Origin of the sequence: Akkermansia muciniphila ATCC BAA-835 (assembly GCF_000020225.1) — a bacterium.
GTDB lineage: Bacteria > Verrucomicrobiota > Verrucomicrobiia > Verrucomicrobiales > Akkermansiaceae > Akkermansia > Akkermansia muciniphila.
On sequence record NC_010655.1, the window covers coordinates 1,870,574 to 1,897,479 of the forward strand.

Annotated in this window: 15 protein-coding genes and 1 tRNA gene; 7 read left to right on the plus strand and 9 right to left on the minus strand. The window is 55.8% G+C overall.

Annotated features, from left to right (window positions below; translation table 11 throughout):
• Window positions 1-376: 376 nt before the first annotated feature.
• From rseP to AMUC_RS08345, 3 genes are all read left to right on the plus strand, one after another.
• Window positions 377-1,822, plus strand: a complete 1,446-nt coding sequence (gene rseP / locus AMUC_RS08335) for an RIP metalloprotease RseP (protein WP_012420594.1) — start codon at window positions 377-379, stop codon at window positions 1,820-1,822.
• A gap of 33 nt (window positions 1,823-1,855) precedes the next feature.
• Window positions 1,856-3,241 carry a DUF6056 family protein gene (locus AMUC_RS08340; protein ID WP_012420595.1) on the plus strand — a complete coding sequence of 462 codons (1,386 nt, stop codon included), beginning with the start codon at window positions 1,856-1,858 and terminating at the stop codon, window positions 3,239-3,241.
• A 253-nt stretch (window positions 3,242-3,494) separates the two neighbouring features.
• Window positions 3,495-4,283 (plus strand): PEP-CTERM sorting domain-containing protein, encoded by a 789-nt coding sequence (locus AMUC_RS08345; RefSeq protein ID WP_012420596.1) that lies wholly within the window; start codon window positions 3,495-3,497, stop codon window positions 4,281-4,283.
• Window positions 4,284-4,496: 213 nt separating this feature from the next.
• Here the strand turns inward: AMUC_RS08345 and AMUC_RS08350 are convergent, their stop codons facing one another.
• The 6 genes from AMUC_RS08350 to AMUC_RS08380 all read right to left on the minus strand — a co-directional run bounded on the left by AMUC_RS08350 (window position 4,497) and on the right by AMUC_RS08380 (window position 20,790).
• Complete coding sequence (locus AMUC_RS08350; protein WP_167525144.1) at window positions 4,497-7,643, minus strand: UvrD-helicase domain-containing protein; 3,147 nt, start codon at window positions 7,641-7,643, stop codon at window positions 4,497-4,499.
• A gap of 19 nt (window positions 7,644-7,662) precedes the next feature.
• Complete coding sequence (locus AMUC_RS08355) at window positions 7,663-10,536, minus strand: PD-(D/E)XK nuclease family protein (RefSeq protein WP_012420598.1); 2,874 nt, start codon at window positions 10,534-10,536, stop codon at window positions 7,663-7,665.
• A gap of 223 nt (window positions 10,537-10,759) precedes the next feature.
• A complete protein-coding gene (locus AMUC_RS08365) occupies window positions 10,760-11,677 on the minus strand; it encodes a DMT family transporter (RefSeq protein WP_012420599.1) in 918 nt (305 codons plus the stop codon).
• Window positions 11,678-11,881: 204 nt separating this feature from the next.
• On the minus strand, window positions 11,882-12,652 hold the full coding sequence (locus tag AMUC_RS08370) for a DpnI domain-containing protein (RefSeq protein WP_012420600.1): 771 nt from the start codon (window positions 12,650-12,652) through the stop codon (window positions 11,882-11,884).
• Window positions 12,653-13,087: 435 nt separating this feature from the next.
• Entirely contained in the window at window positions 13,088-19,465 is a 6,378-nt protein-coding gene (locus AMUC_RS08375; protein ID WP_012420601.1) for an alpha-2-macroglobulin family protein, read from the minus strand.
• 137 nt (window positions 19,466-19,602) lie between these two features.
• On the minus strand, window positions 19,603-20,790 hold the full coding sequence (locus AMUC_RS08380) for an iron-containing alcohol dehydrogenase (RefSeq protein ID WP_012420602.1): 1,188 nt from the start codon (window positions 20,788-20,790) through the stop codon (window positions 19,603-19,605).
• Window positions 20,791-21,283: 493 nt separating this feature from the next.
• Between AMUC_RS08380 and AMUC_RS08385 the strand changes: the two genes are divergently transcribed.
• A tRNA-Arg gene (locus AMUC_RS08385) sits at window positions 21,284-21,358 on the plus strand.
• 357 nt (window positions 21,359-21,715) lie between these two features.
• Window positions 21,716-22,243: a methylated-DNA--[protein]-cysteine S-methyltransferase gene (locus AMUC_RS13070; RefSeq protein WP_012420603.1), complete on the plus strand. Its 528-nt coding sequence runs from the start codon at window positions 21,716-21,718 to the stop codon at window positions 22,241-22,243.
• Window positions 22,244-22,403: 160 nt separating this feature from the next.
• Here AMUC_RS13070 and AMUC_RS08395 read toward each other — a convergent pair whose 3' ends face one another.
• The 3 genes from AMUC_RS08395 to AMUC_RS08405 form a co-directional block, all read right to left on the minus strand.
• The gene (locus AMUC_RS08395; protein ID WP_012420604.1) at window positions 22,404-22,856 is read right to left on the minus strand and encodes a hypothetical protein; all 453 of its coding nucleotides are present in this window, start codon (window positions 22,854-22,856) and stop codon (window positions 22,404-22,406) included.
• A gap of 109 nt (window positions 22,857-22,965) precedes the next feature.
• Window positions 22,966-23,487, minus strand: a complete 522-nt coding sequence (locus tag AMUC_RS08400) for a hypothetical protein (protein ID WP_012420605.1) — start codon at window positions 23,485-23,487, stop codon at window positions 22,966-22,968.
• Window positions 23,488-23,567: 80 nt separating this feature from the next.
• Complete coding sequence (locus tag AMUC_RS08405) at window positions 23,568-24,476, minus strand: hypothetical protein (RefSeq protein WP_012420606.1); 909 nt, start codon at window positions 24,474-24,476, stop codon at window positions 23,568-23,570.
• A 124-nt stretch (window positions 24,477-24,600) separates the two neighbouring features.
• On the opposite strand from AMUC_RS08405, the gene tsaB reads away from it, so the two are divergent.
• Window positions 24,601-25,269: a tRNA (adenosine(37)-N6)-threonylcarbamoyltransferase complex dimerization subunit type 1 TsaB gene (tsaB, locus tag AMUC_RS08410; RefSeq protein ID WP_012420607.1), complete on the plus strand. Its 669-nt coding sequence runs from the start codon at window positions 24,601-24,603 to the stop codon at window positions 25,267-25,269.
• Between the two features lie 72 nt (window positions 25,270-25,341).
• A complete protein-coding gene (locus tag AMUC_RS08415) occupies window positions 25,342-26,484 on the plus strand; it encodes a citrate/2-methylcitrate synthase (protein ID WP_012420608.1) in 1,143 nt (380 codons plus the stop codon).
• The last annotated feature ends 422 nt before the right edge of the window (window positions 26,485-26,906 follow it).

The following is a 26,906-nucleotide window of genomic DNA, read 5'->3' on the forward strand; positions in this document are numbered from 1 at the left end:
AAGAACACAATGGCTCTTTAATCATTGCTTCCAATTCCGGAGGCATTTATTGCAAAGGCTGTTCAGGGGATTCGGACAGAAAAGCGGGCTGCGGCGTTTGATGCCCCGCCGGTTTTTCTCCTGGTAAAAAAGGCGCTTTTATTCGTCCAGGTTCCGGGCCGGGATGATGCCGCCTCTCCCAGAGGCGCCGCTCGAAAAAAGGGGACGCGGTCTTTTACTTGCGGCTTCAGAATTCCCGGAAGGTAAAGGCTGTTTTCTGGGCTGTCAGGCACCTTTTGAAATCCATTTGGAATATCAGCATCCACTTTGTCATTAGGACATCTTTGAAGCTTGTTCACCGGAGAGTCCCGTGGTAACTTGGACGGCAAAAACTACCATGGATAGCATTCTTTCCGTCCTTGCCACTATCGCCATTATTTTCGGCGTGGTGATGTTGTTTAACTTCATGATTTTTATTCATGAACTTGGTCATTTTTTCGCTGCCCGCTGGCGTGGTCTGTATGTGGACAGATTTCAAATCTGGTTTGGCCGTCCCATCTGGAAAAAAACGGTTAACGGCGTGCAGTGGGGGCTGGGGTGGATTCCGGCCGGAGGTTTTGTATCCCTGCCGCAGATGGCTCCTATGGAGGCCATTGAAGGACGTGCGGAGCTTCCCAAGGATTTGAAGCCGGTTACTCCCTTGGACAAGATTATCGTGGCCGCCGCTGGGCCTGCCGCTTCTTTTCTGCTGGCTGTGTTGTTTGCCGTGGCCGTCTGGATGGTGGGCAAGCCGGATGTGGAGATGGGCGTGACTACGGTCGGTTTTGTTGCTCCGGACAGCCCTGCGGCTCAGGCCGGCATTCTTCCCGGCGACAAGATTGTGAAAGTGGACGGCCATCCTGTGGACAAGTGGGCGGGCAATATGGAAGGCGTGCGGGAATTGATCATGCTGGGCGAGCATGACCGGGTGGTTTTTACGGTGCAGAGACCTGGACATGAAGGAGAGATGGAAATTTCCTGCGGATTCCGGATTCCGGAAACGTCCTGGTGGCAGCGCTCCGGCATGCGTCAGGTGGGGTTGATGCAGGCCATGCCCTGCGTGATTGGGGAAGTGATTCCCAATTCTCCTGCCGCACTGGCCGGATTGAACCCGGGCGATAAGGTTGTGGGTGCCAATGGAGAACGCCTCTGGAACCCTGCCGCACTGGATGTTCTGCTGAAGAAGAATGAACCGCTCTTGCTGGATGTGACGGACAGGGCCGGGGTTGCAAGGCAGGTGAATATCCAGGGGAAGCTTCCGGAGAATTGGCACAATGGTGCGGACGGTTCCCTGCTCAAGGGGGCCCAGCCTATTCTGGGCGTGAGCTGGGACCTGAGTTCCGTGGGCCGAGACGTTACCGTCCATCCTTCTCCGTGGGCGCAGATCAAGCAGAGTCTGAAATGGATGGGGGATACCCTGGCGAAGGTGGTGGCTCCCGGCAGCAGCGTGGGCGTGGAGCATCTTTCCGGACCTGTGGGAATTGCCAATCAGTTTTACAAGATGTTCTCTCTGGAGGAAGGGTGGAAGCTGGCCCTGTGGTTTTCCGTGGTGTTGAACGTGAACCTGGCGGTTCTGAATATTCTGCCTCTTCCGGTAGTGGATGGCGGCCATGTGGTCATGAATGCCATTGAATTGGTTTTCCGGCGTCCCCTGAATGTAAAAGTTCTGGAATTCGTCCAGTTCGGCTTTGTGTTCCTGCTGATGGGGTTCTTCCTGTTTGTGACATTCAAGGATGTGGGGGATTTCTTTGGCAAGAAGCCGGACAAGCTGCCCACCCCGGTATTCAAGGCCGTCGCGGATTAGTTGCGGACGGCGTTTTTTATCCCGGTCTGTTCCATGAAGCAGTCACTGGCGGCGCGTTTCCTGTTCCGGGCGGTGGTGCTGGCGTTTCTTGTGTATGCCATGCTGCTTACCTGGTGGACTCCTTTCACTGGGGACAGCTTCATGCATTCCGTGTTCGGGGCGGACCACCGCCTTGCTTTTCAGCCCGTGCTGGAGCGGTGCTGGTGGTCATACATGCACTGGAATCCCCGGCTGGGAGAGTTCCTCGCTATTTTTACAGCTACGGCGGGAAAATGGCTTTTTCTGGCCCTCAATCCCTGCGTGCTCCTTTCCCTGGCGTTGATGATGTTTTTTCTGGCGCGGGGAAGAAGGGTCAATTCCGGAAACTGGCGGGATGTGCTGCTGTTTACCGTGGGAGCGCTTCTTTTGCTTACGTCTTCATCCAGGCCGGGGATCACGATGTTCTGGCTGTCCGGAGGGACCAATTACGCCTGGTCGGCCGCCATCTGGCTGGGTTTCCTGTGCCTGTATCGCTCCTTATGGGCTGGAACTTCCCGGATTAGGGACACTCCTTTTTCCTGGCTCTGGATAGGCGGCATGGCTTTTGCCGCCGGCATGACGAATGAGAACCAGATTCCCGCTTCCCTGGGCATGCTGTTCGTGTACTGGTTTTACGCCCGCTGCCGGGGAATGGTTCTCCCTTGCTGGTTTTTCATTGGCTGGGGATTCCATGCGCTGGGAGGGGCCTTTCTTCTGCTGGCTCCGGGCAATGCGGCCCGCCTTCATTCGGAGACGGCGGGCGGCGCAGCCGTTCTCCATTCCTGGGGGGAGCGTTTCAGCGCCATTCCGGAATTGGTAAACGCCTTTTATGAATTCATGCCGATTCCTAAAATTTTGCTGGCCGTTGCCGCTGCCGCTCTGATCCTGCTGACTGTGGAAGCGGGGATAAACGTCTGGCGGGGGAAGGCCGGGCGGCGTATGTGCGTCTCCCTGCTGTTTATTCTGGTGGCTCATGCCATGGCAATCAGCTTTTTTGTACGCGTGATTCCGGCATGGCACGCCATGTTTTCCGCCACGGTATTGATGATGACGGGAATTCTGGGATTGTACGGGGTATGGATGGATGCCGTGCGAAGGCGGTGGCTCCCATTCTGCGTGCTGCTGGCGGCGGCTGGTCCGGCCCTGTGGGTATGCTCCGGATATCTGGATGCTTTTCCCCGTATCCACCGCCAGTGCGAGGAACGGAAAATGTTCATCCGCCATGAATTGGAACAAGGCAAGAAAAACATTACGGTTCCTCCTTATGATTCCGTTCCTTTGGCCCCTTATGTTTCCGTTATGTGGCGTATGAGCAGCGGGGATCCGGATGAATTTATCAATCGTTCCGTAGCCCGGTATTTGGGGATTGAAAGCATCCGGGTGGCTGTTCCGGAACCGTGACTGCTTTATTCTGGCCGTTTTACAAATCCTTTCCGTTTTTTATTTGAATGCGGGCAAATGTCCGCGGATTAACAATCCGATGAATGCCAAGTTGTCTTAATAAAAACATATTTTATTCATATTAAATATGTTATATATTTCTATCATATTGATGGAAGATGATTTATCCCAAAAAAATAAACGTAATACATGATTAAATTTTCATGATTTGCCATTGACACCGGATTGTTAATTCGGTTTACTTCGTTTTGCCATGAAGAAATCCTTGTTGTCTTTAGCTTTAATCTCAAGTACCTTGCTTGCCGTAGAGGCGGCAACGGTGCAAATTGATTTCGGACGCAGTGACGCCACGACGGACGGCGTGCTCAATATGAATTATGATAGTGCCTCCGCCGCTTTGGGCAGCATGCCGGGAAGCGTTTCTTTGGCATGGAGTACGGCAGAATGGCCTGTAGGGGATAATGGCCATACCACCACCAAGACAGTTGAGGAAGAAGCCGATTGGAAAAATCCTTTCAACGGCAGCATGCCTTTCAGCTTGGGGGACACTTTTCGTGACGGTCTTTTAACGCAGACGGCCGACGGGTCCGGCTCTTTCACTGTAACGTTCAGCGGTCTTGCCGCCGGGGAGTATTCCTTGTCCATCTTTGGAGGTTTCACAGGCAAGGATGCATTTGCCGGTCAAACCTGGACGATCGGAAACGCCGATGCTTCCAATGCCGTCTGGACAAGCTTCGGCACAGACGCCAGCGGGAACTGGGCCGAAATTTCTTCCGTGACGGGCGATAATTCCGGAGTCCTTACTCCGGCGAACGCTTCCACTTCCAGCGCTACTGCTAATAAAGGGCTTTATGCTACGGTAGAGAATGTCGTGGTAGGGGAAGACGGGACGCTTACCCTTACGATTCAGGGGGATGGGAGCAAGGGGTACGGCCTTACAGCCCTTAATTACCTTTCCCTGACGCAGGTGCCGGAACCCGCTACGGCAGCATTGAGCCTGCTGGGCGCTGCTGCCCTGTTCCTGCGCCGCCGCAGGGACTGACCGGAAAGAACAGACCTTTGTTATCAACGCCGCTCCGTAATTCACGCGGAGCGGTTTTTTTATTTGGCGTTTTTCCTTTCCCTGTCTATACAGCAGGTCGTTTCTATCCCGACCTGTTGGCCGGAACACTGCCTGCCCCATTCCGGAGAAAAGCCGGAATTGGAATGAGGCGCGGGAAAAAGCGGGAAAACGGACTTGTCCGGGAAGAGGGGGTTATTGAATGGGGACGGTTTCCTTCAAGCAGGTGGAGACGATAGTGCGCGTAATGCGCTCCAGCGGTATTCCGGTGATTCTGGATACGATGCGGGCGTAAGCGTTCAATTGGTTTGCATGGTGCTCGCGCAGTTGCTCAGGGGTATCGGCATGGTCCGTCTTGAAGTCCACGATGCGGGCGCCGTCTCCATCAAGAATCAGCCTGTCAATGATGCCGGAAATCCAGTTATTCCCGTCAATGGCTTCAATACGCTGTTCCTTCATGATGCGCGCCGTTTCCGGAGGCGTGAAAAGTTCGCGGATGGATGGGATTTCCATGCACTCCGCTACGATGCGTTCCGCCTCCGTGGCAGGGTGGAGAGCCCACGCCGGTTTGTTTTCATCATCCCAGCGGGTAATCCGTTCAAACACGGCGTGGACGGCGGAACCAAGCGCGGCGGCTTTCCCTGCGCCCGCGTGTTTTTCTCCCTGGAGCGGGGAGGCTTCCTCCGACAGGCCGGAAGGGGATATCCGTTCTCTGGCCAACGGTTTTTGCGGAGGCCATTCCAGCGCGTTTTTCTCCGCGCGTTTTTGTATGCTTTCCGGGAATTCCTCATACCACCCGTCAAGACCGCGGGAGTACAGGCATGACGCTCCGGATTCCGGAAGTATGTCTTCCGTTCCCCGGTTGAGGGGCCGGATAGAGGAACGGACTACTTTCCACATGGAATCTGCCTCCGTTTCTTCCTTGTCTTCCCGGTACGGGAGGATAACGTAGGTAGCCCGCTTGGCCCGGGTAAGCGCCACATACAGCTTGCAGAATCCGTCGAATTGCTGCCGGGCGCGCCATTCCCCGTAAAGTTCCCGGAATTGCGGGATATTCATATAGACATGCCGGGAGGGGGCCAGGACAATGCCTTCCACACCGCCCTCCCCGTTTTTTTTGATAAAATGGGTCAGATGCCTTCCGTCCGCAAAAGGTGTATCCCTGCCGATCTGGGGCAGGATGACGATGTCAAATCCCAGCCCTTTGGATTTGTGGATGGTCATGATTCGGACAATTCCCGCGGCGGGGTCTTCCCGGCGGGTCAGGTCTTCCATGCGCCTGATCCATTCATCCAGGGAAACGCCCTGTTCGTCCACCTGTTCCGCCTCATTCTGCCAGACGGCCAGGCGGTCGCGGTGGAAGTCCGTCAGTTCCGTCCCTCCCCGGAGCAGGCGCTGTTCCAGTTCCTCCATGACGGCGGCGTAACCGTCCCGTTCCAGCAGGAGGCGCCATTCCTTCCACCCCATGCTTTCCGGGCCTCCCTGCGTGATGAGGGGCCGGAGAGGGGAGTGGGTGAGCAGGCCGACGACAAAGGGGTCTCCCGGCATCAGCAGCCAGCGGAAGAAGTACAGCAGGTTTTTTCCCAGCGGAGAGTCCACACCTACTGGAACGTCGTCACATACTTCTGCGGGGATGCCGTGGTCCGTCAGCCAGCCCTTGATGACAAGAGCCTGGTTTTTCGTACTGACCAGTATCGCTGTTTCCAGGCCGCGGCGCAGGGCCCCTGTACGCTCCAGAATATCGGCCGCCGCCTGGCATACCTGGTCGTTGGCGGAGACGTTTTCCGCCTTGGGCGCCTGCCAGATTTGGGAGGTGCCGGGACGGTCTTCCAGATGAGGGGCGCACCGGTGCGCCGGATATTCTCCCCACTGTTCCAGGGCGGCGGGTTCGCACCCGGGCGCTGTCCGGGCATAGTCGCAAATATCGTTGACCAGGTCCAGCACTGGCTGGACAGAACGGTAGGAAGTGGACATGCCGCGTTGTTCCAGTTGAAGCTGTGAAGAAACGGAGCGGAAAAGCTCCGGGTCTCCGCCGCGCCATTGGTACACGCTCTGCTTGATGTCCCCCACCACGAAAATGCTGCCTTCATTTCCAGTCTTGGATTCCGCCAGATCATCCAGAAAAGGCTTGATGACGTGCCATTGGGGCTGGGACGTATCCTGGAATTCATCCAGCATCCAATGGTCATAACGGCAGTACATGCGGTATTGCAGGTCCCGTTTGAGTTCCGGCGTCATGGTGCCCCCTCCCAGCATGCGCGTAACGTCGTGGAACAGGAATCTCCCCCTGTTGCGGACCAGGGAGGAATATTTGTTCTCAAACAGGAGCATCAGCCCGTGCGTGGCGCGGGTTCGGCGCAGCGTGTGCAGGGTTTCCATGCGAAGCCAGCTTTGGATGAGTTCTTCCAGAGCAGGCGTCCAGAAATCCCGGAATTTTTCCCGCGCCTCTTCCACGGTAATAGCCCAGGCGGAACCACCCTCTGTACGGAATCGCACGCGGCCCAGCCTGGCGTATTGGGAAAATCCGTTCAGGAAGCGCAGGAACAGTTCTTTGTTTTTTACGCCGTTTTTCCCTTCCGACGCAGGAGTTTGCTGAACCTGGAAAATCAGGGAATGAAGGACGGAATCAAATTGTTCCAGAGAGACGGGAGGCGCCAGCTCCTCCGGTGTGAAGCCCAGCGTGACGGGGTTTCCCCACATCCCGGCATCCGGCACATCCAGAAAAAGTTCGTGATAGGTGCCCAGGCGGCGCATCATGGATTTCTCCGCGTCTGCGGCTTCCGCGTCAGAATCCGCCCCGGAAAGGAAAGCGTCTTCAAAATCCTTCCTTCGCTCTTTGTTTACGGAGCATTCCCGGTACAGGGAGAGCAGGGCTTCACGGCGCGCCAGTTTCTCCGCCGTGGGGTCAATCATACTGAAGCCGCTGACTCCCAGCTCAAAGGTGCTGGCGGAGGCAATTTGGGCAAACAGGCTGTCAATGGTGCAGAGGTTGAGTCGCGCCAAATTCTGTACCAGGATGTGCAGTAAATGGAGGAAGCGTTCCCGATGCAGATTTTCCTCCTTCCATGCCTCCGGAGCGCCGGGCCAGAGACCGGGCTCCCCGTCCGTTCCCTTGATAACCGCCCAGAGCCGTTCTTTCAGCCGCGCCGCGCCTGCCTCATCCGTGGCCCCCGCGGCCAGGTCTGTCAGAATGCGGTCCTTGAATTCTCCCGCCGCTTTTCGGGTGAACGTAATGGCGATGAGGCGTTCGGGGTGGTTGCCGCTGTTCAGCGCCAGCAACCCCAGGAAACGCAGGGAGAGCTGGTAGGTTTTTCCCGTTCCGGCGGAAGCGGAGATCAGCATGTTGGTCAGGGGCGGCATCTTAAAAAGGAAGGTGGGGGGTGAGGCGGAGGCCCAGCAGATCCTGCAGGCTTTCCCTCCGGGAAGTCATCAGGTCCTTGAATACGTCATAAGAGGGCGGTGTCCAGCCCAGTTCCTCCGCAGTGATGAGACCGCGTCCTTCATGAAGAAGTTTCATCAGCTCCACCGTCCAGGAACAGGCGCTGTCCAGCGCGCATTCCTCATACCCGGGCATGGTGTCGTGGAGGGTGTCCCAGGAGGAGATTCCGATGTCCATGGGATTGGCGGGAAGGGCGTAATAAGCCGCAGAGGGATGGCCCCCGTAGGTTTCCGAGGCCCACAGCACATAAACGGGTAGCTGCAGGTCTTTCCAGCGCGCGTGCGCCAGTTTCCCGTTTTTCAGGCGTTTGGTGTAGGGATGCAGGGCTGGGGAAAGCAGGGGCAGGGCGTCCGGCCGTCCGAGCGGGTCCAGATGCTTTTTTTCACAGGAGGAGGCCGCTCCCGTTTTGTAGTCAATGACCCGTATGTGCCCGTCCGCATGGCGGTCAATGCGGTCAATGCGGAATTTCATGGGGAAGCCGCCCAGTATCCAGTTTTCTACCTGGTGCTCAAAGGCAATGCAGGACCATCCTTCCTGAAGGGCCTGCAAATGCTGAACGGCGTAAACGGAAAGCCTCTGTTCCATGGAGCGTTTTTGCAGCAGCAGGGGCATGAGGGGGGAGGGGCCGTATTGTTTCCGGAAGGTTTGTTCCAGTATTTCCGTGATAGCGTTCTGAAAGGAGGCTGCGTTCATGCCGTCTTTCAGGACGGCGTGTTCCCGGCAGAAACATTCCAGCACGTCGTGCAGCATGGTGCCCAGCTCGTTGACGGCCATGTCCTCTTTGTCCGGCAGGAATTCTTCCTCATTCATGTGCAGCGCCTCCCGCATCCAGAAGCGCATGGGGCAGGCCAGGAACCTTTTGAGGACGGAGGGGGAGAAGGCCAGCCCTTTTTCCTTCCACGGGTTTTTGTAGCCGGGCGCCATCGCGCCGATGTCCGCAGCGGTCTTCCAGCCTTCCGCGGGTTGAAGATGCCAGTTTCCGCGCTGGTAGGGCAGGGGAGCGGGCACATCGCTGATTTCCTGGAAAAGCCGTTCTACGCGGTGCGGCAGCTCCGCCTCCGGGCAGCGCATGAGCAGGGAGGAAGGGGTCAGAGGATCGTTCCTGCTGCTGGTCCGGGAGAGAAGGATGGTGAGACTGCCTTCCCGTTCGCGGGAATGGAGCAGGGCGGTCAGCAGAAAACTGTCCCGGGCTTTTTTCCGGTTAAAGGAATCAATGCCCAGGGTTTCCCGCAGTTCCTCCGGCATAAACTGGTCGGAAACGCCTCCTTCCGGTACGGTCCCTTCGTTTAGTCCCGTGAGAATGAGGTTTCTTTCCGGGCGGAAGTGAACTTCCATCCAGCCCAGGGAATCCAGCGCCGCATGAGCTTTTCTCCTGTTTCTGACACGCAGCGGCTGGAGGCATTTCATCAGGAGCAGGAGAGCCGTCTCCGGGCTGGAAAACGCGGTGGAGCGCTGTTGCAGACGCATGAGCCCGGAAAGGCAGGAATGGAACATTTCCATGGCTTCCGTCTCCGGGCCATAGATGGTTGCCAAAGCCGGGAACCATTCCATCAGCCGTTCCCCCAGCATTCCCGGTTCCGCCATCCGGTTCCGCCATTCCAGAATGGCCTGGATGGAAGGAAAGGCGCCGGGATAAGCCTCTTTCAGCCTGGAAAGCAGGTATTCTTCCGTTTCCGGAAGGAATTTCTGCTGGATTTTGTCCAGCGCGGCGCAGCAACCCTGCTGGCCTTTTATTCCCAGGGAGGCGCAGAGCAGGGAGGAGCGCGCCAGGGAATAGACGGGGCGCGCCGTCCCCTTTTCTTCCAGCGCCCGCCGAAGGTTGCGGAGCAGGTCCATGACGCCGCTTCCGGCAAAAGGCTTCCCTTCCGGATTGTGGAGGCCCCAGCCGTATTGGCGCAGAGCTGCGTCCAGGGCGACGTTCATGTCAGGATCGCAAACGCCCAGGGCGATGTCCGGCGTTCCTCCTTCCGCTGTGCGGGCGATGATGCGGCACGTTTCTTCAGCCAGCCGCGCCGGGTTGGCCGCAATTCTGATTTGACCGTCGCGGATTGGGATGGGGCGCCGGGACCACTCTTCCGGCAGAGGGCATCCCCAGGAATCAAAGGAGGCGGCTTCTTCTTCCGGCGCATGTATCCATATCTGGACGGGTACGCCATTTCTTTCCGCATGCTGGAGGGCATGGCGCAGGGGGGGCGGCACCTCCGCTGTGCAGGCCAGAATAATGTTTCCACCTGTTTCCCTCAGGGAATTCAGCAGCCGGGGCGGGGCTTCCGCCTTCATGGCGGTCCTGTCTTCAAGCTTCCAGCTTTCCAGTTGTTGCGTGCATTGTCCCTCCAGCCTTTCCATGTCCTTCCAGCGTTCGTCTCTGCCCGCACAGGCATGGTGGGCCATGATGCAGGAGACGCCCTGGTTCGCCATGGCGTGCCTCAGGTTTTGCAGGCTGCCGGCCATTTCCAGCATGCTGGAAAAATCCTCCGGCATGGTGCGTGGAAACAGGCGGGGATAAAGGCGGTGAGGCGTTTTCCCCAGGGCCAGGAGCCACCCGGCCAGTTCTTCCGGAGCGGACGCCGTTTCTTCCTTTTCTTCCATCCGGGGGAACTGGTCTGCCGGAATGACTTGGGGAGCAAAGATGGCCTGTGTACGGGAAATGGAGGCAAGGTATTCCCTCAGCTGCCTTCCGGATTCCCGTGTGGGAACCAGCACCAGATGCCGGTGGAAGCCATTTCCCAGGGAAAGCAGGCGTTCCGCTACAGCACGGCAGGCCGGTTTGTCCCAGGATAGAAAGAATCGGTTCATGGCAGGGAAGCAGGATTCCCCGGAAAGGGGGAAAGCGGAAAATTACCTGGGAATGCTACATCAGGATGGCGGGATTTCCCATCTATTTTTTTCATTATTGCCGGGGCGGCGCATGGCATGCCGTGAGGTGAGCCGGCATTGGGCCGCATGTTGACGGCGAAGAGAGGAATTATTTTGCCTTTCCGGCAGGGCGTGGAGGCGGAAATTCGGAGGAATGGCATGTTTATTGTTCCTGGACGGCCCGTTTTCCCCTGGTTCCGGTGACCAGAAGCACACCTGTGAATACCAGCAGGACGGAGAGGACTTTCATCCATCCGAAGTGGTCCATGCCCCACATCACCGCTACGGATGATGCGATCACCGGCTGGCAGTAATTGTACATGCTGACGGCGGTGGGTTTCAGCCTCTGCTGGGCGAAAGACAGGCAGATATAGCTGACAAAAGTAGCCAGAGCCACCACATAGGCAATGCCCAGCCATGTTTGTACGGGCAGAGCGGAATAATGGATGGAACCCACTTCCCGGAAGGTGAAGGGGAGGCAGGCGGCTGCGGCATACGTAAACATCCATTTCAGCAGGGTGACGGGAGAGTATCTGCCAATCAGGTTCTTAAAAAAAACAAAGTAAACGGCTACGCTGCACTGGGAAGCCAGGCAGAGAATGTCCCCCAGCAGGTTGTTGTCTCCCGGTAGGGCCGCCGCATGCGCGCCGCTGCCGGAAACCAGCAGCATGGCTCCGATGGCGCTGGCGCAGACCCCGATGATTTTTTTCCCCGTGACCATTTCCCGGAGGACGAACGCCGCCAGAATCATGGTCAATACCGGTGTAATGGTGGTGATGATGGCCGCATCCGCCGGGGAAGTGAACCCTACGCCCACCGTGAAGGCCATCTGGTTGAAAATGATTCCGAACAGGGAGGCGTAAAACAGAGGCAGCCGATGCTTCCTCTTTATGGGTTCCCTTGGCACGAAAGCGGAGGCCAGCCAGAACAGGAGGGCCGCTCCCAGCAGGCGGAATGTGGCGAGAGAGGCGGAACTTACTTCTCCCTGCTGCATGACCAGTTTACTGACGGGAGACATGAGGCCCCAGATGACGGCCGCCGCTCCCATCGCGATATGTCCTTTCAGCGCTTCTGATGGCATGGTGCGGCCCGCTGCGCGGCGGGTCGCACATTCTCCGCTTCCGCAAGCGGATTGCAAGAGTTTTTAGTGCGGGAAGGAGCTGGAATACAGGGGAAACGTGTCTATCCGGAGCATTTGGAAGAACTCGTTATTCTGACTCTCTTTACTCTGTTTTTGAGTGACTCAAGGCGTTTCTTATTTGTTCTACGAAAAGGTTAATTATGCTTACAATTTTCGATAGTGTCCTCTATCTAAGAATTCTATATACCCTTTGTCGCGTAAACGCTGTAGTTGTTGACGTATCTTAGGTTGAATGAAAGTATTTACAGGATGTTTTGCTTGAAGTTCTTCAGTAAATAAATACATTTCATTAAGTGTAAAGTCTTTGTTGGGGAGTCTTTCAACGCAGGCAAGAACATCCATAAGCCATCCTCGACTATCAAGGTTTTTTGTTAAGAGTGATTTTGTACGTTTGTATTTTGCAAGAATTTCTTCTTTCTCAATTACAATAGAGTTTTTGATGATTTGTATTTTTCCACTTTCTGGTATTTCACTCAAAAGGATATTGCAGCCTGTCCATCCCGCTCTTTTTGCATTTGCTGAGAGAGGAGGACGTTTTTCAATAATAGCAGGAATAAAGAAATGGTTAGGAATTAGCCAAAGGTTGTTTACCGCTCCATCTGCATAGTTCATAAAAAAGAAGTTTGGATTGTTATATGATTTTATCCGGCTAATCATCGTGTCATAGGCTCCATCATTTATCTTTTTGCTTAATATTTTATTGGAACTTTTAAGACTTTTTAGTTCAAAGTCCGAATGGCAGCAACAACAATAGAAGTCGGCAACAGGTTTGTTGTTTTGGTAATGATTCAATACAGAGTGTCCACAAATAGGGCAAAACATATTGCGTTCTACCCAATCTTCGGTTAGTCTTCTTGCTATTTGGCTATGGTTTTTGTAGCCTTCAGTCACATTATTATTGAAAAATAAGTCCATAGTTCAGAATTTTGGCTGTAAAGATACGAAATTATCTTCTATAACATAATTTAACTAATGATTTTTTAATAACAAAAATTAAATTATGATATTTTGTAATTATGTAAAATTATTGTTATTTTTTATCCGAATATGAGGTATCAGATGTAAATAATAAAGAGATTGCAAAGGTTATTGATCGTTTCTGCAATTGAGGAAAGCGGAACTGAAGAATTGAGACTTCTTTATTAAAGACAAAGAAAAATATAATTAGTATGGGAAATTTTGCGACAGTTGATTTTGCTATTCGTAGTTGCAAGATTCAATTTTATGATCATCACTTCTACCGATGATTTCCTTTTTGTTTTTCTTTTCTTATTTGTTCGACAAGAATATTAACTATATAATATCTGCCTTTTTTCGGATACGTGTTGATCGTGGCGTTTTTGCCCAGTGCTACTGCGGCTGGTCATTATTCTGTTCAACAGGCATGGAAATGCCGATTTTATGTTCCCTGCTGTTGCCGCGGAGTTCCGGGGCGTACATGGCCTCAATGACGGCCGGAAGGGCGCTGAAGCGTCCCGGACGTTCCGCGCGCAGGCGGTGGCTGATCTGGTATTGGCCCATGGGCAGGGAGGAAAGGAAGAGGCATATTTCTTCATCCCCTATTTCCCTGTAGCCGAAGACGGTTCCCAGCCGGGCGTAGCCACTGGCGGTTTCCCGGGATTCGCAGCCTGCGGGCTTGGGATCCTGGAGCATGAGGTATTCCACGTCGTTCTTCGTTTTCACGGTCATCACCACTTCAATGATGTCGCCGCTGGCGATGACGTCCCCGTTTTTCAACAGCGTGCGCCGTGTCAGGTCTCTGCCCTGGGAGACGAGCTCTCCTGCATCCGTCTGGGTGTCCTTCACGGAGCCGTTTTTCACCGTTTCCTTCCGGATGCGGTAATAGGAGCGTTCCACGGTGACGGCATTGCCAGCGGCGGGAATGGGGTCTTCCAGGGAGAAGTAGCTGAGCGTGGAATTGGCATAGATGTTCCCGCTGCCTTTTTTCCTGCGGATGGTGATGACGTGGCTGCCGTCCGCCAGGGCTTTCCCGCTCATGCGGAAAGCATTGTCAAAGGTGAACAGGGTTTCCTTCGTGCAGGAAACCGTTTTAACCGGAACGCCGTCATAAAGGATTTCCGCTTCCATGTCCTCCATGCCTTCCCTGGTCTGAAGGAGGTAGGCGGACAGGGCTTCCAGGCAATCCGCCGTATCCTTGGTGGAGTCCCAGTAGGAACCGTTGGCGCGGTTGTCGAGCAGCCATTTTGCCAGGCGCGCCGTGACGGGATTGCCGGGGGCGCTCTTGGACATCAGTTTCAGGTAGGCCGCCTGCGTGGCTGCGCTGCTGCCGTACCAGCGCCACCAGTATCCTGCATTGGGAAGGCGTAGCCAGGCGGTTTGCAGGGAATCGTCCTGCTGGAGGAATTGGGAGATGACAGGCATTACCTTGTTGAAGTCGTCCATGCGGTGGGCGTCCAGCAGGATTTCCGCCAGTTGAATCTGGCTGATGACGGGAAGTTCCAGCCTGTCACGGAACAGGTAGCGTTCCATAGGCAGGTTTTTCACGCCGCATTCCGCCAGGACGGAGTAGACCAGGGTATCCGTCGCGGAGGCCGTCAGGCGGTAATTCCCCAGTTTGCGGAGGGCTTCCTTCTTTTCAGGTCCGTCCGGCAGTTGTTCCAGTTTCCGGAATTTGTCTCCTTGTTCAAGAAGAGCTGTCTGGCGTTCCTGATAGTTTTTCAGCCAGCGGACAGCGCCGGAAAGCATGCCTTCCGGCACGTTGACCGTGTTTGAAGCAATTTTCAGGCCGTGAGCCACGTGGGCCGTCATGACGGGATCTCCCTCTTCCGCCCCTCCGAACCATCCCCAGGAGCCGTTGGAGAGCTGTTTTTCCCGGAGGGAGGAGATTCCCCTAGCAGCCATCTTTTTCAGCGCGGCTTCATCATAAACGGGGTTGCGTTCCAGTTTTTTCATGACGCTGTCATGGAAGGCCTTGTTCCTGATGTCCCGGGGATTCAGGCTGCGATGGCTTTTCAGCGCCGCTCCGGGATTCAGGCCGAGCTGCTTGAGCGTGTCCGTCACGACGAGGGCGGGGAGGAAGCGGTTGAGCGTCTGTTCCACGCAGCCATAGGGGTATTCCGCCAGATAGGGCAGGGCCTCCACCATGCTGAGGGCGATGCTGGGGGAGACCTTGACGACCAGTTCGCTTTCCTCCCTGCGCCGCTGCTGCGGCAGGGAAATGGAAAGTGTCTTTTCCTGTTCTCCGGAGAGCACTGCGGCGCTTTCCGCATGGAGCTGCTTCATGCCGTGCACCAGTACGGGGAAGTTCATCTGCATGGCGTCTCCGGTAGAGCCAGCCGATGCTTCCATGGCGACGGCGGCGGTTCCCTCCCTGACGGCGGCAGCCCACCAGTTGACGACTGCCTGCCCCTGGGCAGGAACGTCCACTTCCCGCACGGCGGAATTATCCGTATCTGCGGAAAGCCCCTTCACGGCCGGATCGTCAGCCGGGAGAAGTTCCAGGCACCCGTCTTTCAGGGAAATGGAAACGCGGGCGCGGACAGCCTTTCCCGTCCGGTTGCGGACCAGGGCGCTGAGCATCACGATGTCTTTTTCCACAAAGAAGCGCGGGGCCTGCATGCTGACCATGAAGTCCTTCGTGGTCAGGAATTCCGCGGAAGCCTGCCCAACCTGCAATCCGGGGGTGATGACCCAGGCTGAGGCCTTCCATGTGGTCAGGTTGTCCGGCATTTCCACGGGTACGGCAACGTTTCCTTCTTCATCCGTTTTGAGCGTGCCGCACCACTTGATGCAGTCCGCAAAATTGGTGCGCAGTTGAATGTGCGGGGAACCGTTTTCCTGCGCGTCCGCATTTCCCTGTCCGTTTGCAAGGGACTCGCTTTCTGCACTTTCTTTGTCCGCGGCCATGGCCATGACCGGAACGGCGGCGGGGGCGGCCGCTCCTGTAGCCAATGCGCGGCTTGCGGCAGCATCAGCACCGGAATCGAACACTGCCTCCGCAAAGCCGTTAACGGTCCCTTTGGCCTTTCTCGCCATAGGTCCGTAATTTCTGTAGAGCAGGGATTGGAAAGAGGGCTGTCCCGGACCGCGATCCTGCTGCGTGCCGGAAGCCGTCATTTTTTTCAGGCTGAGGAAGCCAGTTTCGTTCAGTCTGCCCCATACGGTTTTGGAGATGTCCGTAATATTGGGGCGTGCGATGTATTCCAGAGCCTTGTCATAAACGGCCAGGGCGACGATGCCGTTACTGACGGGTTTGCCGTCAGGCCCCTTGACCTGAATGGTGACGTTGCCTTGTTCACCGGGCCGGTATTGGGATTTGCCCGGCACTACGGAAGGAGCCAGAAGCTGTCCGGCGGGCGGAATCAGAAGTTCGGCGGAAGCCTCATGAAGTTCTCCGTTTCTGACGGTGAAGGCGTTGACTCCCATATTGGGCATATCTTCCCGGGTCAGGCGGCATTCCACAAGGGCTGTCTGCCGGTCCAGGGAAACCAGACGGCGGGATTCGTTTTTCCAGGAGTTGCGCAGGAAGGTCCAGACGCGGGCGTCCGGATAGTCAGAGGTGACGAGCAGCCTGGCCGTATCTCCCGGAGCGTATTCCTTTTTGTCCGGATGGATGGAAAGAGGATTGATTTTAAAAGGATTCTGTTTGCCCTTGCCGTAGGAAAGAAACTGGAAGGATTCTTCCACCTTGTTGCCGTGCCCGTCCTCCAGGGTTGTGGAAAGGGCATACAGGCCGGATTCCCCGGTCTGGAAGGACAGGGAGGCTTCCCCATCTTTCCTGGTGGCGATATCCCAGGTTTCCAGCGTTTCCCGTCTGCCGTCCGCACGGATATGCTGCAGGACGCAGGTTCCCCTGGCATGGGCAATTTTGGCGCCATCCGCCGTGGCTGCGGTAATGGATGCCTGGACCGGCGTTCCGGCGGGGGCATAGCCGCGGTTCAGGGTGGTGAAGATATTAAACGGACGGAAAGTGGCAATGACTTGTCCGGAAGCGGAAACTTCCCGCAGGGAGGCGTCCGTCACGCTGACGGAAACGCGGTAGGTGACGTTGCTGGAGGGGAAATCCCGGGCATCCTGCGCCGTGGGTAATTCTACGGATGCTTTTCCGTCCTTGTCCAGCGGCACCGTCTTTTCCAGGACGGTCAGAGGCGCATCCGGGAAAAAGGGAATGTAGTACGGGCTGAAAGACCTGTCGTACAGCCAGCTCCATTTCCAGTAAGGCGTCCAGATGTTCGCCCCCAGCGTCCGGGTGATGGTGATGGTTGCCTTCCCCCCGTTTACGGGGCCGCCCGCGTAATAATCCGCCTGAATGGCGACGGGAATGGGTTGTCCCAGCCGGATAGGTTTGGCGGGGGCATCCATTCTGACGGAGAATTCCGGCTTTTTATACTCTTCCATCCGGAAAAGGGGGGCATACAGCCGGAAATCCGGATCTGCGGAGTCATGCAGTTTCAGCTTGGCCCCATACTGGCCCAGCGGGGCGTCCGCGGGAATGAGCAGTTCCAGTTCAAAGCTGCCTGTGGAATCCGTCGTGACGGTCTTTGGAGGGAAAATGCTCTCATCCCCTGTTGGAGAGGCAATGGTCAGCGTCAGTTTTTTCCCGGCGCAGTCTTTTGTTCCGGGATTCGCGATGTCCGGGCGGAAGAGGACGCCTTTGAAACGGGCCGTCTGTCCGGGGCGGTACACGGGCTGGCTTTCCAGGAAAAAGCAGGAATAGGAGTCGGAGGCCTTGTTGGCCGTATCCATGAGGTAATTGCCGGATTCCCAGCCGTAGTCAGATATTCCCGCCAGCACATAACTGTCCCCCTTGGAAACGATGCCCAGGAACATGTTGTAGGGAGGGGCGCTGGAATGGCGGTGAGGGATTGTTTCTATCATGGCTCCGTCCTTGTCCGTGATTCCCTTTACCTGGCGTTTTTGGAGCGTTTTATCCTGCCGGTAGCGGAGGAGCCGCAGGCTGCCTCCTTCCACGGGCATTCCCGTTCTGGCGTCCGCCAGGAACCAGAGATTGCCTTCCGGAACGGAACGGCGTACCAGCACCATGTCTGACAGAGTGAGAAAGCGATGGAACCGGTAGCCGTTTTCCAGTGTGACGGTGAGCAGGTACCAGCCGGGTTTGCGGGTGGGTACGGGAATGTGAGCGATGTGGTTCAGGTGCCGGTTCCCGGGAGTCAGGGTTATCTCATCCCCCTTGATTTCCTCCCCCAGATAGCGGGCATAGGATGAGTCATGCAACAGGCTGAAAAGCAGGTTCCCCAGGTTGGAATACCTGTCTTTGTAAGCTTTTCCCAGCGTTTTGGAGGTTTGGACCTTGTCCATGCGTTCTTCCTGCCACCGTTTCATATCCACGGGGCGGACCGCTACGCAGGCCCGGGAAGCGTTGCGGTAGGAGAAGGAAACAGTCACCGGTTCTCCCGCCAGCAGCGTTCTTTTATCCGTATCAAATGTTCCGTTGGGTTCCGTGATGGAGGCGATGCGTTTTTTCAGATTGTCCGCCACGTCCAGAAATTCCTCCTTGTCCTTTTTGTTCCAGGATTGTGCGTTCCAGGTTTGAAGGATTTTTCCTAAAAACTGCGCGGCAGCGGGCCTTTGGTTGCGGGCCAGGAACTCGTCCGCTGCCAGATTGGCGGCGTTAACGTAGTAATCCGGCTCCGGCGTTATTCGGACGGCGGAAGCAATCCGGATGAAATTATAATCCGGGGGAAGGTTGGTGAGCAGGAATTTACCGTTGCCCGTCCGGTCGGTTTTAACGATGGTCTGGTCCGTTTTTAATTCCGCCGGGTTGATGCCCGCCACCATGCCCGCGTTGCCGGGGCCGTACACGAATTCCTGGTCCGGCGCCGTATTGGCATAAGAAAACAGCCGGCGGCACCAGGAGGCGGTGAAATAATTGACCTGGTTGGCCAGTTCCGGATTCGCCTGAATGGCGGCGTCCAGCAGCCAGCGCATGCGTTCCCCGTCGTTTTTAGCTGTTTCCCAGGAGGAAGAAGCATGGTAAAAAATAACTTCCGGCTTTCCTGTTCCGGCATTGACCATGACGGGAACGGTGGCGACGTTTCGAAAAGGGGATGCTTCCTCTCTGGAGACGTAATCCGGCAATTCCTTCAGGTTGGTCAGGTTCCCCAGGGCTGCGTAAGACTGGAAGGCGGAAAGGGGAGCGTAGCGGTTTCCTTTAACCGGCAACGCCTGTGCCGTGATGAAGCGCAGTTGTCCCAGAAGTTTCATGTTGTTGCCCTTCTCCGCAAGCTGCATGGCTTTGACAAGGCACCGCAGGGCTTCCACACGGTCCCTTGCTTCTCCGGAATATTCTCCATCCCATGGCCCGGCGCCGCGGATATAGGCGCCGTCCACCAGTTTGAACGTATGGCAGGCACTCTGGTACAGGAGTGCGGCGTCCCTCAGGAAATGGGGATTGGCGCCGTGGCGCTTCATCTGTTCCTGCAGAATGGAATCCAGATTGATGGAATCATCCAGGGCATTGAGACGGGTAAGAGCCTGGTAATAAAGAAGCAGATCTGTCCCGCTGTATTGGTCGTCATATTCATGGAGTTGTTTCAGGGCTTGTTCCGCCGCTTTCTTGAACAGCCTTTTGCCCAGAAGCTTTTCAAGGTTTTCAACAGCTTGCTTCCTTTGCTGCGGGGAAACAGGGGAATTTTTACCCTCCGCAAGGGCATGTTGTTGCGGAGGGGTGGATGCGTCCGCCGGGGACGGCATTCCGGAGGCCAGCAATCCTGCCGCCAGAAAAAGAGCGGAAAAGAATCTGTTCATTCTGCCATGCTACTCCCAGGTAAAATCTTTGGCAAGTTGCAAGTAGGCTGCGGGAAAAGGGAGATTGTCTTAACGCTGTCAACAAGGCCGGGAGTGAGGGAAGGGGTATTCCATGATCAGACGTTTTTCCCCTTTCGTCATGCGTGCTGCAGATTACTGCAACCCAGTCGGTAGATGGCCTGGATGTCCCGGACATCCAGCTTTTCCAGTCCGCCGACGGGGCCGCGCACACTGACGGCCTGTTCCGCCATCAGGGGGAAATCCCCGGGAAGGATGTTCAGTTCTTCCATAGTCGTCGGAAGCCCTAATTCCCGGTAAAAACGTTCCAGGCGGGAAATACCTTCCCGGATGATGGCTGACGGTTCCCGGAAGGAACCTTCCACTCCCATCACATTGACGGCGAACTGCACGAATATTTCCTGGTGTTTGGGGGAAACATACTTCATCCAGGCCGGGGTGACGACGGCCAGGCCTGCGCCGTGGTCCACATGGTACAGTGCGCTCAATTCGTGTTCCATGGCGTGGCAGCCCCAGTCCTGTTCGCGGCCTACCCCCAACAGGTTGTTGTGGGCGATGTTGCCGGAAAACGCGATTTCCGCCCAGGCGTTGTAATCATTCAGGTTCCCGTTCAGGATGCGGGCGTTTTTCATGATGGTGCGCAGGGTGGCCTCACAAAGGCTGTCGGAAAGGTCCGTATGCAGGGTTCTGGTGAAATAGCGCTCAAAAATGTGGCTCATCATGTCGCTGACGCCATTGGCCATCTGGCGGTGCGGGAGCGTAAAGAACAATTCCGGGTTGATAATGCTGAATACGGGGCGCAGTTTGGGGGAACCGTACCCCAGTTTTCTTCTGGTCTCTTCATTGGTGATGACCGTATTCGGGCTGCTCTCGCTGCCCGCGGCGGGAATGGTCAGCACGGTTGCGACGGGCAGAGGGTCGGACTGAGGCTGTTTTTTGGAAAGGTATAGTTCCCATACGTCCCCTTCATGGGGAACGCCCAGCGCAATCGCTTTGGCGGAGTCAATCACGCTGCCTCCTCCCACGGCCAGCACGAGGCCCAGGCCGTGTTCCCGGCAGAGGCGGATGCCTTCATACACCAGGGGCAGCGTAGGGTTTGCCTGGACGCCTCCCAGTTCTTCATACTCCACGCCGGCGGCTTTTAAGGACGCCGTGACGGCATCGTAAAGACCGGAACGTCTGATGCTGCCGCTACCGTAATGAAGCAGGATTTTTTTGCCTAACGGCTTGAGAAGGGTTCCCGTTTCATGGTGGGTGCCTTTTCCGAAAATAAGAGTGGTTTTGTTATCGTAAACGAAATTGAGCATGGCGGGAATGATACGGCAACGCTACGGCCCTTCCGCCCCCTTCTCAAGATTTTTGTATGGCCTGTTCCCCTTTCCAGGGGGGGATGCTGTTCCGGAGGATATTCTCTCATGCAGGGGTTCTGTTCTTCTCTGTTTTTTCATCATTGGCTCATCTGGACGGAGCTTTCTGGAGGATTGTTTTCTTTCCGTTGTTTTTTGGCGACAAGATTCAGCGGAAATGACTCTCTGCGGGAGTGGCGGCGCCTTCCGGCCCCGAGGGGCCAGCGGAAGACGGTTATTTCATTATTCTGGGCCGCTTCCGGCAGGTAATCGGAACAATGGCCGTATTCGGCCAGGGATGCGCGGAGAAAGGCGGGGAAACGGGAAGTTTCAGAAATCCGTAAAAATTATCCTGGTGAATACTGTTCAAAATCACGATGCATGGCATACTCCTCCTGCTTTTTGCTTGAGCGCGGAGGCCTTCCCGTTTATTGTCATGCACGGGCCATGTCCGGTCCCCGTAGTTCAATGGATAGAACGGGTCTCTCCTAAAGACTAGATGCAGGTTCGATTCCTGCCGGGGACGCCACCCAATATTATTCAGGGCCTTGCATCAGCATTAAAAACGCAGGGATTTTGCCTCTCTTGTGCGAGGTATCGTCATGGTTGATTGAATGGGGAATGATTCAAGGGAAAAGCAGGTATCCGGATTATCGGTGTCCGGCCGGAGAGGGCGAATAACTTGGGATTCATGTCCGATTGGAAACAAAAAGCAAATGCGGAAGAAAGATTGCAGATAGCAAGGAAATGTGCTAAAGGCTGCCGGAGAAGAGCCTTTGGGGCGGAACATTGTGCTTCGGGACATGAACAGGCAGGCATGGAGCAATGTTTCCCAGCCGTACAGGGGATGGATGAAAGAGCGTTATGCAATAACAAGGACAAGAAGATGGAGGCAATTAAAATAATCCGTTATCTGTCGCCCGTTGGAGAAATGATGATTGGCTCATATGGCGGCAATCTTTGCATTTGCGACTGGGCAAAGGAAAAACGCCGCGGCACGATAGACCGCCGCATTTGCCGGCATCTCAACGCTGAATATGAAGAAGGAACTTCCGAGGTTATTGAACAGGCGGTAAGCCAGCTCCGTGAATATTTCCAGGGGGAACGCAGAGACTTTGATATACCCATTGTATTTACCGGATCGGAATTTCAAAACTCAGTCTGGCATGAACTGATGAAAGTTCCTTACGGTTCCACCATTTCTTATGCAGAGCTGGCGCGCCGCATTCATCATCCGAGGGCTGTCCGGGCTGTAGCGTCCGCTAATGCCACCAACCCCATCTCCATTTTCGTGCCCTGCCACCGCGTTATTGGCAGCAATCAGAAACTGACAGGTTATGGCGGGGGGCTTGATGCGAAACGGGAATTGCTTGCCCTGGAGGCGCGGGTAAGCGGAAGTGTGCTGGCCTTATGACCCGTGATGTGAGGAAGACAGGCAAGGACGTGTCAGGTAAGGCTGTTTTGGGAGGCTGCTCTTCCGGGGCAGCCCGGCAGGGGGGGCGTTAAGAAGCTTCCGCGGTTGCGGCTGAATTTCCGGCTGTCTTCGTTTGAATGGAGGTGCCTTGTGAGGCACTTCACCATTTGAGGAGGGTATTTCCTCCCTGGGCGAATCCGGAGAGCAGGGTGCCCATTGCTGAGGTTTTCTGGGCTCTCGCATTGGAGCGGCCCATGTATTGCTCCGTGTTGGCGCGGTTGTACAGGGATTGGGCGTTCCTCATGGCTTCCGCCGCTTCATCCTGAATCCTGGTTTGCAGACGCGTCGCCAAAGCCTGTTCCCTGAGTGGAACGGAGCCTTCCCGGAGCAGGGAGGATTGGGCGGCGTCCAGTCGGGCTTCTCCCATTTGGCGCGCAGCGTCCTGCTGCATGCGTTTGGCATTTTCCATCCCTGTCTGTTTTTGGAGGTCTGCCTCGTTTCTGAGGGTGGCGGCATTTGCGTCCGCCGCCTGTCTGGTGGCTTCCGCGCTTTTTTTCTGTGCAGACGCGGATGCCGCACCTGCTGCCGCTGAAGTAGCGGCCAGTGTTATCATTCCCAATGATGCTGGATCAAATCCCATGCGCGCATTCTGATATGAAAAACGGTTCAGGCGCAAAACGCCTGAACCGTTTGACATGAATCAGGGTTTGGCACAGAAGGGGTTACTCAATCACGATGCTTTCAATGTTCAGCACCGGATGTTCCGGAGTGGAGTGGGGATCAATGGTTCCGGTAATGATGACGGCGTCTTGTTCTTTCAGCCCGTTCACACCTTTGGCGGAGTGCTTGATGGGCTGCCCCTGTTCATCCACGAACTGGACGGTCATCGTGTTATTTTTCCGTATTTCTACCGGTACCGTACCGGCGGCCCAGACTCCCTTCTCCTTCATATTGACCAGGAGCTGAGCCGGGTCTCCGATGGTGAAGGAAGCAATGTTTTTTGAAAAGACGGGGTCATCTCCGATCACCGCTCCCTTGACGGTGACTTTGTCGCCCGGAGCCGCTTTTCTGGCATCTGAAACGACCAGAGCGCGTGGCAGGCCAACCATATTTTCCGCGAATCTTACGGCCATCTTCTGGGTAACGTTCTGGTCGGAAGTGAGGGCGTTTACAGTTTCCTTGGGATTGCAGCCCATCAGGGAAACTGCGGCCATTGTCAGAATGATCAAGTGTGTGGTGCGCATGGAAACTCCTTTCTGTTGAAAGGTTGGATTCCTTTTCCCCTTCTGCCGTTCATCATTCCGTGTAAGGAAAAGAATATTTTTTACAGGAACAGCCCGGCAGCCAGCATGGCGAGGTCCCTGAGAACGTCCCACAATTTTTCCGCATTGTGGATGCAATCCGCCAGAAAGCGGTGAAGGCTTACGGCGTTGAACAGGCGCAGGAGCGCCAGGAAGAGAAGAAGATTGGCAAAATATACGAGAATCAGGGAGAAGAAGGTGCCGTTGTCCGCCAGGTCCGGCTGGTCCTTGGGAATGATCCATGCCGTCCAGAACAGGTGGAAGCACCACCAGAAGCCCAGGCCGGAGTAAAGAAGGGCCTGGCAGGTGACTGTAGGCCAGAAGAGGTACGTTACGCCCCATACCAATCCCCACAGCATGGCCCAGAGAGGAAGGAAGTAGGGGGAAAGGGAGATAAAGATGTTGTTTTTATCCGTCTGGATGTAACCTCCGTCCAGATCCGCTTTGAAAGCATGGATGGAACCGCGGCTGCAAATGACCGCCAGAGCGTGCGTCAGTTCATGCCCCAATACGTACAGGTACAGCAGGGAGGATGTGAACAGCCTGCTGCTGCCCAGCACCACCCACACGGCAGCGCCCATCAGGGCGTACCATACGGGAATGGAGAAGAGGATATTGAGGCTGCCGGAGGCATGGGTCAGCTGGTCGCACAGGGACATGGCCGTGATCAGGGCCAGCGGAAGCAGGATAAGGGTGGCTACGGCATGCCTGATGAACCGGGTTCTGCGCGGGAGATCCATGAAGGAAAATTCCTGGCATTCGTCCTCCCAGTATTCGGAGGATACCTGGGCGCGGTAAGTTTTGTCCCAGGCGTCCCGGTTGCATTGCCGCATCATGTCGCCGAGGCTTGCCGCGGATCTTGGTTTCCGGGCGGTTTCTGCATACCGGCGCCAGTCCTGGTGCGGCGGTGTGTGTCTGGGGGCCTTGGGCATGCGGTGTGAGGTCTGGAACCAGCATAAAGGGACTTGAGGAGAAATGCGAACCAAATTTGCCTCTTCCGGAAACCGGAGGAAAAAATGTTTTATCCACGCCGGCTGTTCCTGTATAATCCGCCGCATGCAAGATGTCCTGCTGGTTCTGGAAACTTCCTGTGTGCAGTCTTCCGTTGCGGCTTGGAGCGGGGAAAGTCTGCTGTGCCAGGCGGCATGGAGAGCGGAGCGCAACCATTCCTCCGCTATTTTCAAGGCGGTGCGGCAGGTTCTGGATGCTTTGGAAGGGCGGCGTTTGAAGGAAATCGTGGTAGGTTCCGGTCCGGGCGCTTACGGCGGAATCCGCGTAGCGCTGGCCGTGGCGGACGGCCTTTCCCTGGTGCACGGTTCCCGCGTGGCGGCTTTTTCCTCCTGGAACGGACTTGGTCTGCATCATGGTGAGGCCTGCGTAATGTCAGATGCCCGGCGTGGCGGCTGGACGTGGGGGAGGCTGGAAAACGGCGTTCTGACGGATGTGCCGGCAGTGCTTCCTGCAGAGCAGGCCCGCGTCAGCGTGGCGGAGTGCATGGGAAAAGGCGTGCCCGTTTTTTCCACGGAAACGGCGGAACATCTGGCCGCCCGGGAAATGTCGGGGATTGTCCCCGTGTATCCTTCTGCAGAGGCGCTCGGGGCCGCGTGGCTGTCCCTGGCGGAGGCCCGCAGAGAAGAACTTCTGGAAAGTCCGGCGGAACCGCTGTATGTGAGGGCTCCGCACATCACCCGCGCCAAACGTCCCGCATGGGCCGTGAAGGCGTAATTAAGGTTTGACTTTTTGGAAGATTGTTAGACTTTTAACCGGTAATATTCACCACCAGTAGCATTTTTTAACATGAGCAATGACACTTTTTCCGAGCGCCTCGCATATCCCAAAGGTTTAAAAGGAATCATCGCCAATGAATCCGCTTTGAGTGACGTGCGCGGCGAGGAAGGGCGTCTGTTGTATCTGGGCTACGATATCGATGATCTGGTGGAGATGTGCTGTTTTGAAGAAGTGGTTTATCTGCTTCTCAACAAGCGTCTTCCCAACCGTGAGGAATTGGAGGGCATCAAGAAACGCCTCCGTTCCGACCGCGACCTGCCCCAGCCCATTCTGGATTTCTTCAAAACGGCCACCAAGTCCGCCCGGCCCATGTCCGCCCTCCGGACGGCTGTTTCCATGCTCGGCATGTATGACGACCGGACGAAGGATGCCGGGCAGTTGAAGGAAATAGGCCTCAGCCTCATAGCCAAGGTTCCCGTGATGGTGGCGTATTACTACCGTTTGTGCCAGGGTCTGGAGCTTCCCCCCGTTCGGGAGGACCTGAGCGAGGCGGAACATTTCCTGTGGTTGCTGAAGGGTGAGGAACCGGATCAGTATGAAGCCCATATTCTGGAGGTAGCCTACATTCTGCACGCAGACCACGGCATGAATGCCTCCACCTTTGCGGCGCGCGTCTGCATCGCCACGCTTTCGGACATGTATTCCGCCATCACCGCGGCCATCGGCACGCTGAAGGGGCCGCTTCATGGGGGCGCCAATGAGGGCGTGATTGAAATGCTCAAGGAAATAGGCACGGAGGACCGGGTGGACTCCTACATTGAGGACAAGCTGGCGCGGAAGGAAAAAATCATGGGCATGGGCCACCGCGTGTACCGCGTGCTGGATCCCCGCGCCCCGCATTTGCGACGCATGGCCATCCGCCTTTCCTCCCGAATCGGTGAACCCAAGTGGATCCGCATGTCGGAACGCATCGCGAAACTTGTCCGGGAGCGCAAGGGCTTGAACGCCAATGTGGATTTTTATTCCGCCACGGTTTATTACAGCATCGGGATCCCCACCAGGCTGTTTACCGCCATTTTCTCCATTGCCCGCTGTAGCGGCTGGGTGGCCCAGGTTCTGGAACAAATGGAGGATAACACGCTGTACAGGCCGCTGACTCTTTACACAGGGCCCAAGGACCGCATTCCGGTTCCTACGATCGACATGCGGTGACAGGTTTTAATCAGGAAAGGCGCCGGAAGCAATATCCGGCGCCTTTCCTGCATCTGCCTTCCGCTTTTCTTTTTCGTGAAAATATCCTTTCTATCCGCCGGCGGTATTCAACCGTACTGTTCATTGTCCTGGGCTTTTTCCATTATGGCTGTAGAGGCAGCTCATGGAATTATTGAATGGCAATATGCCGTTATCGCGGGTGGGGATGAAGCAGATCATTTTTTCAGTTCCCTGGGAAACTATACGGGATTCCCATAAGGGCATGTTCTGGGATATCTGCGGAGCCGTCTCTTCCTTGATTCTCTTTTATCTGGTATGTCCCTGACGGAGGAAAGACGCGGAACCCGCCTCTTCATGGCCCTGTGTTCTTTGGTGGTGGAACCCGCAGAACATCCATGCCGATGTGGAGAGGCAGGCGGGGG

Excerpts from the sequence above, each read along its gene's own strand:
- AMUC_RS08405 (WP_012420606.1), bottom strand. The coding sequence starts at position 24,476 with ATGCCCAAGGCCCCCAGACACACACCGCCGCACCAGGACTGGCGCCGG.
- AMUC_RS08400 (WP_012420605.1), bottom strand. The coding sequence starts at position 23,487 with ATGCGCACCACACACTTGATCATTCTGACAATGGCCGCAGTTTCCCTG.
- AMUC_RS08365 (WP_012420599.1), bottom strand. The coding sequence starts at position 11,677 with ATGCCATCAGAAGCGCTGAAAGGACATATCGCGATGGGAGCGGCGGCC.
- AMUC_RS08375 (WP_012420601.1), bottom strand. The coding sequence starts at position 19,465 with ATGAACAGATTCTTTTCCGCTCTTTTTCTGGCGGCAGGATTGCTGGCC.
- AMUC_RS08395 (WP_012420604.1), bottom strand. The coding sequence starts at position 22,856 with ATGATAACACTGGCCGCTACTTCAGCGGCAGCAGGTGCGGCATCCGCG.
- AMUC_RS13070 (WP_012420603.1), top strand. The coding sequence starts at position 21,716 with ATGGAGGCAATTAAAATAATCCGTTATCTGTCGCCCGTTGGAGAAATG.
- AMUC_RS08380 (WP_012420602.1), bottom strand. The coding sequence starts at position 20,790 with ATGCTCAATTTCGTTTACGATAACAAAACCACTCTTATTTTCGGAAAA.
- AMUC_RS08415 (WP_012420608.1), top strand. The coding sequence starts at position 25,342 with ATGAGCAATGACACTTTTTCCGAGCGCCTCGCATATCCCAAAGGTTTA.
- AMUC_RS08345 (WP_012420596.1), top strand. The coding sequence starts at position 3,495 with ATGAAGAAATCCTTGTTGTCTTTAGCTTTAATCTCAAGTACCTTGCTT.
- AMUC_RS08340 (WP_012420595.1), top strand. The coding sequence starts at position 1,856 with ATGAAGCAGTCACTGGCGGCGCGTTTCCTGTTCCGGGCGGTGGTGCTG.
- AMUC_RS08355 (WP_012420598.1), bottom strand. The coding sequence starts at position 10,536 with ATGAACCGATTCTTTCTATCCTGGGACAAACCGGCCTGCCGTGCTGTA.
- AMUC_RS08370 (WP_012420600.1), bottom strand. The coding sequence starts at position 12,652 with ATGGACTTATTTTTCAATAATAATGTGACTGAAGGCTACAAAAACCAT.
- rseP (WP_012420594.1), top strand. The coding sequence starts at position 377 with ATGGATAGCATTCTTTCCGTCCTTGCCACTATCGCCATTATTTTCGGC.
- AMUC_RS08350 (WP_167525144.1), bottom strand. The coding sequence starts at position 7,643 with ATGCTGATCTCCGCTTCCGCCGGAACGGGAAAAACCTACCAGCTCTCC.
- tsaB (WP_012420607.1), top strand. The coding sequence starts at position 24,601 with ATGCAAGATGTCCTGCTGGTTCTGGAAACTTCCTGTGTGCAGTCTTCC.